8 protein-coding genes are annotated in these 8,837 nt (G+C 61.8%); 6 read left to right on the top strand and 2 right to left on the bottom strand.

All coding sequences use genetic code 11. The features are described from left to right. Positions 1–205 precede the first annotated feature (205 nt). The 5 genes from tauA to AC3WN7_RS28305 all read left to right on the top strand — a co-directional run bounded on the left by tauA (position 206) and on the right by AC3WN7_RS28305 (position 4,269). A complete protein-coding gene (tauA, locus tag AC3WN7_RS28285) occupies positions 206–1,183 on the top strand; it encodes a taurine ABC transporter substrate-binding protein (RefSeq protein WP_095964508.1) in 978 nt (325 codons plus the stop codon). Positions 1,184–1,199: 16 nt separating this feature from the next. Next, the gene (tauB, locus tag AC3WN7_RS28290) at positions 1,200–1,994 is read left to right on the top strand and encodes a taurine ABC transporter ATP-binding subunit (protein ID WP_102675822.1); all 795 of its coding nucleotides are present in this window, start codon (positions 1,200–1,202) and stop codon (positions 1,992–1,994) included. Next, the gene (gene tauC, locus AC3WN7_RS28295) at positions 1,991–2,824 is read left to right on the top strand and encodes a taurine ABC transporter permease TauC (protein ID WP_102675821.1); all 834 of its coding nucleotides are present in this window, start codon (positions 1,991–1,993) and stop codon (positions 2,822–2,824) included. Before tauB ends, tauC begins: the two co-directional genes overlap by 4 nt. A gap of 128 nt (positions 2,825–2,952) precedes the next feature. Continuing rightward, on the top strand, positions 2,953–3,795 hold the full coding sequence (gene tauD, locus AC3WN7_RS28300) for a taurine dioxygenase (protein ID WP_102675820.1): 843 nt from the start codon (positions 2,953–2,955) through the stop codon (positions 3,793–3,795). Positions 3,796–4,008: 213 nt separating this feature from the next. Then, entirely contained in the window at positions 4,009–4,269 is a 261-nt protein-coding gene (locus AC3WN7_RS28305) for a hypothetical protein (RefSeq protein WP_041474972.1), read from the top strand. Between the two features lie 23 nt (positions 4,270–4,292). Here the strand turns inward: AC3WN7_RS28305 and betT are convergent, their stop codons facing one another. Both betT and epsC read right to left on the bottom strand, forming a co-directional pair. Continuing rightward, positions 4,293–6,254 (bottom strand): choline transporter BetT, encoded by a 1,962-nt coding sequence (gene betT, locus AC3WN7_RS28310; RefSeq protein ID WP_173862176.1) that lies wholly within the window; start codon positions 6,252–6,254, stop codon positions 4,293–4,295. A 406-nt stretch (positions 6,255–6,660) separates the two neighbouring features. Beyond that, positions 6,661–7,587, bottom strand: coding sequence for a serine O-acetyltransferase EpsC (epsC, locus tag AC3WN7_RS28315; RefSeq protein WP_007972891.1), 927 nt, complete (start codon positions 7,585–7,587; stop codon positions 6,661–6,663). Between the two features lie 190 nt (positions 7,588–7,777). Here epsC and AC3WN7_RS28320 point away from each other — a divergent pair, with 190 nt between their 5' ends. Beyond that, the gene (locus AC3WN7_RS28320) at positions 7,778–8,770 is read left to right on the top strand and encodes a D-cysteine desulfhydrase (protein ID WP_102675818.1); all 993 of its coding nucleotides are present in this window, start codon (positions 7,778–7,780) and stop codon (positions 8,768–8,770) included. The last annotated feature ends 67 nt before the right edge of the window (positions 8,771–8,837 follow it).

Consider the following 8,837-nt stretch of genomic DNA (forward strand, 5'->3'; position numbering starts at 1 on the left):
CGAATGCAGAGTGTCAGGCGACTTTACTGTGACTGACATACCGCTTTCGCGAGCAAGCCCGCTCCCACAAAGGGAATGATCGGCTGCGCTCCCCCAGAGTTTTCCCCTCATAAGCTAATTCTAAAAAGTTATTTATTTTAGGATTCTTAGATCATTTAGTCTCTTTATCACGCCGACATTCGGTCGCCTGACAAGGAGCTTTCTGATGAAACTGACTTTCCCTCTACGCTTGCTGGCGGCCGCAACGCTGGCTACCGCGACTTTCTTTGCCCAGGCGGCCGACGTCACCGTTGCCTACCAGACCACCGTTGACCCGGCGAAAGTCGCCCAGGCCGACGGCGCTTACGAAAAGGCCACGAAGGCCGATATCAGCTGGCGCAAATTCGACAACGGTGCCGATATCATCGCCGCCATCGCCTCCGGCGACGTGCAGATCGGCTATCTCGGTTCCAGCCCGCTGACCGCTGCCATCACTCGCAAAGTCCCGGTGGAAACCTTCCTCATCGCCACCCAGATCGGCGCCGCCGAAGCCTTGGTCGCCCGCGACGGCTCCGGGATCAAGACCCCGCAAGACCTGATCGGCAAGAAAATCGCCGTGCCCTTTGTATCCACCGGCCACTACAGCCTGCTCGCGGCACTGAAGCACTGGAACATCGATCCCTCGAAAGTCACCGTTCTCAACCTGGCGCCACCGGCGATCATCGCCGCCTGGAAACGCGGTGACATCGACGCCACCTACGTGTGGGACCCGGCCCTCGGCGTGGCCAAGGAAAACGGCAAGGTCCTGATCACTTCCGGTGAACTGGCCAGGTTCGGCGCCCCGACCTTCGATGCCTGGATCGTGCGCAAGGATTTCGCCGAGAAGCATCCGCAGATCGTCACCGCGTTCGCCAAGGTCACCCTCGACGCCTACGCCGACTACCGCAAAGACCCACAAGCCTGGCTCGCCAACCAGGGCAACGTCGACAAGCTTGTAAAGCTGTCCGGCGCCAAGGCCAGCGACATTCCGCTGCTGCTGCAAGGCAACGTCTACCCGCTGGCGGCTGACCAGGTGCTCACCCTCGGCGCGCCGACCACCAAAGCCATCACCGACACCGCGGCGTTCCTCAAGGAGCAAGGCAAGGTCGAGGCGGTGCTGCCGGACTACGCGCCGTACGTCAGCGCCAAGTTCATCACCAATTGATCGGGAGTTGACTGCGATGGCATTGCTACAGCTGGAGCGCATCAGCGCACAGTACTCCGGCAACCCGGAACCGGTGTTGGCGGATATCTCCCTGAGCCTGGGGCCCCGGCAATTGCTGGTCGCCCTCGGCCCGTCCGGCAGTGGCAAGACTTCGCTGTTGAACCTGATTGCCGGTTTCGTCGAACCCAGCGCCGGGCGCATCACCCTCGACGGCGTGCCGGTCAAAGGCCCGAGCGCCGAGCGCGGCGTGGTGTTCCAGGACGACGCGCTGCTGCCCTGGCAAGACGTGCTGGCCAACGTCGGCTTCGGCCTGGAGCTGGCCGGTATTGCCCGGGACAAACGCGAAGCTCGCGCCCGGGAAATGCTCGCACTGGTCGATCTTTGCGGTTTTGAACAGCGCCGCATCTGGCAGCTCTCGGGCGGCCAGAAGCAGCGTGTCGGCCTGGCCCGCGCGCTCGCTGCCGACCCGCGCGTGTTGCTGATGGACGAACCTTTCGGTGCCCTGGATGCCTTCACCCGCGAGCAGATGCAGGAGCTGCTGCTGCAAGTCTGGCAACGCACCGCCAAGCCGGTGTTCCTGATTACCCACGACATCGAAGAAGCCGTATTCCTCGCCACCGACCTGATTCTGTTGGCACCGAACCCGGGGCAAATCGTCGAGCGCCTGAGCCTCGACTTCGGTCAGCGTTATGCCGCCGGTGAGTCGGCTCGCTCGATCAAATCCGATCCGCGTTTTATCGAAACCCGCGAACACGTACTCGCCAAAGTGTTCTCCCAACGCAGCGCCGTCCAGCGGCAGGAGCGCGCATGAGCAGTTACGAAATTCCCGTCGCCGCGATAAAGCCAGGCACTCCTGTGCCTGCGGCACGACGCCGCTTGAGCACTCGCTGGATCAGCGTGCTGACACTGGCCGCGCTCGTTGCCATTTGGTGGGTTGTTACGGCGACCTGTTTGATCGAGCCGCTGTTCCTGCCGCCTCCTTCCGCCGTGCTGCAAAAAGGCTGGCTGCTGGCGACCTCGGGTTACATGGATTCAACCCTGTGGCAGCACCTCGGCGCGAGTCTGAGCCGCATCGGCCTGGGCCTCGGCTTTGCGATTCTCACCGCCGTGCCGGTGGGCATCGCAATCGGCGCCAACCGCATCGCCCGCGGCGTGCTCGATCCGTTGATCGAGTTCTACCGGCCGATTCCGCCGCTGGCCTACCTGCCGCTGATCGTGATCTGGTGCGGTATCGGCGAACTGTCGAAAGTGCTGCTGATCTACCTGGCGATCTTCGCCCCGATTGCCATCGCCACAGCCACCGGCGTGCGCACGGTCGACCCGGCCAAATTGCGTGCCGCGCAGTCGTTGGGGGCAACGCGCGTGCAGTTGATTCGCCACGTGATCTTGCCGAGTGCCTTGCCGGACATTCTGACCGGGGTGCGCATTGGCCTTGGTGTCGGTTGGTCGACCCTGGTCGCCGCCGAATTGATCGCCGCCACCAGCGGTCTTGGCTTTATAGTGCAGTCCGCCGCGCAGTTCCTGGTCACCGATGTGGTGGTGCTGGGGATCTTGGTGATTGCGCTGATCGCCTTCGCGATGGAGCTGGGCCTGCGCGCCCTGCAACGCAAACTGGTGCCGTGGCACGGCCAGGCCCACTGAAATCATAAATGTGGGAGCGGGCTTGCTCGCGAATGCAGAGTGTCAGGCAACATTATTAAGACTGACACACCGCTTTCGCGAGCAAGCCCGCTCCCACAAAAAGCGCACCCGAATTCAAGAGAACAACCATGTGCGAGTTGACCATCACCCCTTTAAGCTCGGCCCTCGGTGCACAGATCAGCGGCGTCGACATCAGCCAGCCGCTGAGCGCGGAACGACGCGACGCCATTGAGCAGGCCCTGCTCAAACATCAAGTCCTGTTCTTTCGCGACCAGCCGATCAAGCCACAACAACAGGCGCGATTCGCCGCGAATTTCGGCGACCTGCACATTCACCCGATCTACCCCAATGTGCCGGAACAACCGGAAGTGCTGATCCTCGACACCGCCGTCACCGACGTGCGCGATAACGCGATCTGGCACACCGACGTGACCTTCCTGCCGACCCCGGCCATGGGCGCGGTGCTCAGCGCCAAGCTGCTGCCGGAGTTTGGTGGCGACACCCTGTGGGCCAGCGGAATTGCCGCGTATGAGGCGCTGTCGGCACCGGTGAAAACCTTGCTCGAAGGCCTGACCGCCACCCACGATTTCACCCGTTCGTTCCCGCTGGAGCGTTATGGCAACACGCCCGAAGCGTTGGCCCAGTGGGAGGAAGCACGGCGCAAGAATCCGCCGCTGTCACACCCGGTGATCCGCACGCACCCGGTGAGCGGGCGTCGTTCGCTGTTCGTCAACGAAGGCTTCACCTCGAAGATCAACGAATTGTCGGAAACCGAAAGCGAGGCGATTCTGAAGTTTCTGTTTGCCCACGCGACGCGGCCGGAATTCACCATTCGCTGGCGCTGGCAGCAGGACGACATTGCGTTCTGGGACAACCGCGTGACCCAGCATTACGCCGTGGATGATTACCGGCCGGCGCGGCGGGTGATGCAGCGGGCGACGGTGTTGGGGGATGTACCGTTTTTTCGCTGATCAGCCAGTTTCTGTATTGATTGAAATGGCCCCTTCGCGGGCAAGCCCGCTCCCACAGTGCCCGTGTCGTACACAAATCCTGTGAATACCGCTGAACCTGTGGGAGCGGGCTTTCCCGCGAAGAGGCCGACAGACTTGCGTGATCCGGGTCGACAGGAACACAGTCACCAAAGCAACGAAGACGCGATAACGATCGCAAGGATGGAAGAAGCCATGCACACCACCATCATCATCACCTTCGGCCTGGCCCTGCTCGCGATGATGCTATTCATCGGCGAGAAACTCGGCTTCAGCCGCCAGACACTCACCTACAGTTTCGTGATCCTGTGGCTGGCGCTGACGGTGATCAACGGCGCCATCGGCGTGGTGACCGCCGGCCAGTCGTTGAGTACGGAACTGGGGATCGGCACGATGGTGTTCAGCATCCCCGTGGCGGCGCTGGTGTTGTTCATGGTGCTGAGCGCCGAGAGCTAAAAGCCCCGGCGCCCTGCCCGTAATCAACGCACCAGATGCAGGAACTGCATGTGCCGCTCGTACTGGTCGAGGATGTCGTTGATAATCTGCTCCTTGGTGTAGCCCACCAGGTCGTAGTCCTGGCTGCCCTCGCTCAAATGCACTTCGGCCCGGTAGTAACGGCGATTGTTGAGTTGCTTGGAGCCCATGCCGCCACGGGCAAACGAAGGCGTGAAATAGCCGCGCATCTGCACCTGATAAACGAACGGATGCTGATCGCCGTGGCCGATTTCCAGGCTGACGCTGTCATGGGCCAGGTCCGGGTGCATGACCACGTGCAGCCCCTTTTCGCGAAACACCGCCGACACTTCCTCAATGGCCGGGCGCACCGTCGTATCGAGGAAGCGATAAACCTCGTCGCGCGACGGGAAATGCACAGCCTGACTCAGGCGTTGCCGCCAGCCGCCCTTGCCACGCCGAGAACCCGAGACCGGCGCCAACGAATGCATCTGCGCAATCTGCTTCTGCGACTCCAGATAAAACGCCTTGTGCAGACCCCACATCATCAACAGCAAGATCAGCGAGAACGGCAACGAAGTCAGGACCACCGCCGACTTCAACGCATCGATGCTGCCGGAAAACAGCAGCGCGCTGGTCACCAGTGCGGTCATTGCGCCCCAGAACACCCGCAGCCATTTCGGCCCGTCTTCATCGGGATTGCCACCCCTGGCGGACAGTGTCGACAGCACCACGGTGCCGGAGTCGGCGGAGGTGACGAAGAACACAAAGCTGATGAACACCGTCACCGCGATGACGGTTTTGCTCCACGGGTAGGTTTCCAGCAGCAGGTAGAGCGTCATCGACGGATTGTCGATAGCCGACAGGCCGAGCGCGCTCATGCCGTGGTTGAGCACTTGATCGATGGCGCTGTTGCCGAAGATCGACATCCACGCCAGGGTGAAGCCGAGCGGAATCAGCAGCACGCCGAAGACGAATTCGCGGATGGTGCGGCCACGGGAAATCCGCGCGATGAACAAGCCCACGAACGGCGACCATGCGATCCACCAGGCCCAATAGAACACCGTCCAGCCGCCCAGCCAGTCGCTGGGTTTGTCGTAGGCGTAGAGGTCAAAACTCTTCATCGGCAAGGCGCCGAGGTAATCGCCGAGGTTCTGGATCAGGGTGTTGAGCAAGTGCTGCGTGGGGCCGGCAAACAACACGAACAGCAACAGCGCACAGGCCAGCAGCATGTTGATGTCGGACATGACCCGCACGCCCTTGTCGACGCCCGACACCGCAACGATGATCGCCGCGCCCATCATCAGGGTGATCAGGCCGACCTGAACCCACTGGGTGTGGGCGATGCCGAACAGGTAGTCCAGACCCGAATTGAGGTGCAACACACCAAAACCCATGTCGGCACCAAGGCCAAACACCGTGGCGATGATGCCGAAGCCATCCACCGCGTAGCCGATGGGGCCATTGATGCGCTTGCCGATCAGCGGATACAGCGCCGAGCGCAGGGCCAGCGGCAGGTTGTGGCGATAGGCGAAATAGGCCAGCGCCATACCGACAAAGGCGAACACGCCCCAGCCATGCAAACCCCAGTGCAAAAACAGAATCTGCATCGCCTGACGCGCCGCATCCGCCGTACCGGCCTCGCCCTGGGGCGGTTGCAGCATGTGGGTCAACGGTTCGGACACACAGAAGAAAAACAGGGTGATGCTGATTCCCGCGGCGAACAGCATGCCGGCCCATGACAAATAGCTGAATTCGGGCTCGTCGTGGTCGGCACCGAGCTTGATCTTGCCGTAGCCGGACAAGGCGGTGACCACCACGAAGACCAGATACAGGGTCATCGCCAGCAGGTAATACCAGCCGACCGTGTTGGCCGCCCAGTTTTGCGCCGCCAGCAACCAGGCACCGGCCTGTTCGGGCATGGCGATGACAACGACACCAAACAACAGAATGAAGCTCGCCGAGAACCAGAACACCGGCGGATTCATGCGGACCAGGCCGCTTGGAGGGATGGACGATGCACTCATGTACGGTGCACCTCGAAGGGGTAAAACGTGGCTGTAGAAATCGGACTCAGCAAAGGCAAGCCTCCTGTTGTGAGCGGGCGGCGAACCACCGGTTTAACTTGAATGAACGTTCAAGTTAAACATGGATAGGGGGCTAAGGACTAATCGCAGGGCTCGGCGGTACTGGTTATACGCTAGCTCAAGGGAGGATCTGGTGCGGGATTGGCGACTCGATTCGGCTTGAAATCCAATCGCGAGCAAGCTCGCTCCCACAGGATTCAATGCCGGTCACAACCGTTGTGTTCAGCAGAGATCCACTGTGGGAGCGAGCTTGCTCCGGGCGGCGTTCCGACGATGAGGCCAGTCCAGTCAAAGAAGATTCTGGAGCCTACTTCTGCGCCCCATCTTCATGCTGCAGATTTGCCTGGGTCAGGTTGCTGCCCGCCGGCACGCTGCGGGTCAGCCAGACGTTGCCGCCAATGGTCGAACCCTGGCCGATGGTAATCCGCCCCAGAATCGTCGCCCCGGCATAAATCACCACGTCATCCTCGACAATCGGATGCCGAGGCTGGCCTTTCTGCAACTGACCGTCTTCGTCCGCCGGGAAGCGCTTGGCGCCCAGGGTCACGGCCTGATAAATCCGCACGCGCTCGCCGATGATCGCGGTTTCGCCGATCACCACGCCGGTGCCGTGGTCGATGAAGAAACTGCGGCCGATCTGCGCGCCGGGGTGAATGTCGATGCCCGTGGCCGAATGGGCGATTTCCGCGCTGATCCGCGCCAGCAACGGCAGCCCGGCACGGTACAAATGATGGGCCAGCCGATGGTGAATCACCGCCAGGATCCCCGGGTAGCACAACAGCACTTCATCGACACTGCGCGCCGCCGGGTCGCCGTGATAGGCCGCCAGTACGTCGGTGTCCAACAGGCTGCGCAACCCCGGCAGGGCGAGGGCGAAGTCCTGGATGATCTGGATGGTCTTGGCTTCGACTTCGGTATCGGCCTGGGCACTGTGGCGCGCGGCATAGCGCAATTCGAGTCGCGCCTGGGCCAACAGCGCATTCAACGCCACATCCAGCGTGTGACCGACGTAGAAATCTTCACTCTCTTCGCGCAGGTCAACCGGCCCCAGGCGCATCGGGAACAGCGCACCGCACAAGGCTTCGAGAATCTCTGCCATGGCCGCCCGGGAGGGCAGCTCGCGACCGCCCTGCTCGGTACTGGCCCGGCCATTTTGCGCTCGCCACTGCTCACGCGCGGTGCGCAGCTGGCTGACGATGGTCTGCAATTGCCAATGGCTGGAACGCTCACTCACGGTAAAAACTCCTCACGGGCGACCGGACTGTCTGGCCGCACTGACGGCGATTACTTTACGGCAAGGGCAGCGGGGCAAATTAAGAACCAATAATGCTGTGCTCATTACGATTAGCTATAAGCAATTGACGGTTGCCCAGCCTTTTTCGCGTGCCTATAGTCCTGAGATCTTCCACGGCCAGTACGGACCCATGATCAAACAACAGCTCGCCCGCTTTAACCGCCTCGACCTGCTCGGTCAGCCCACCGCCCTGGAAAAACTCGAACGCCTGTCGACCTGGCTGGGTCGCGACCTGTACGTCAAACGCGATGACCTGACGCCGCTGGCAATGGGCGGCAACAAGCTGCGCAAACTCGAATACCTGGCCGCCGATGCGCTGGCCCAGGGTGCCGACACCTTGATCACCGCCGGCGCGCTGCAATCGAACCACGTGCGCCAGACGGCCGCCATTGCGGCGAAACTGGGTCTGGGCTGCGTAGCCCTTCTGGAAAACCCACTCGGCACCGATGACAACAATTACACCGGCAACGGCAACCGCCTGCTGCTCGACCTGTTCGATGCCAAGGTCGAACTGGTGGAAAACCTCGACAACGCCGACGAACAACTGCAAGCCCTGGCCGACAGACTGCGCAACAACGGCAAGAAGCCGTACCTGGTGCCGATCGGAGGCTCCAACGCGCTAGGCGCCCTCGGCTACGTACGTGCCGGGCTGGAACTGGCCGAACAGATCAAGGACACCGGCCTGACGTTCGCCGCCGTGGTCCTGGCCTCGGGCAGTGCCGGTACCCACAGCGGTCTGGCACTGGCCTTGAGTGAAGCACTGCCGGAGCTGCCAGTGATCGGCGTGACGGTCTCGCGCAGCGATGAAGACCAGCGGCCAAAGGTTCAAGGCCTGGCTGAACGCACTGCCGAACTGCTGGGTGTGAGCTTGCCGGATGCTTTCAAGGTCGAGTTGTGGGACGAATACTTCGCCCCGCGTTATGGCGAGCCGAATGCCGGAACACTGGCGGCGGTGAAGCTGCTGGCGAGTCAGGAAGGTTTGCTGCTGGACCCGGTCTACACTGGCAAGGCCATGGCAGGCCTGCTGGACGGGATCGGGCGTCAGCGTTTCGACGAAGGTCCGATTATCTTCCTGCACACTGGTGGGGCGCCGGCGTTGTTTGCCTATAAGGATTTTCTGTAGGAGCGAGCTTGCTCGCGATGGACGACAGGGCACCGCGGGGTGTCAGGTTGCCCGCGTTATCGTTGAC

This window comes from Pseudomonas sp. FW305-70 (assembly GCF_058783925.1).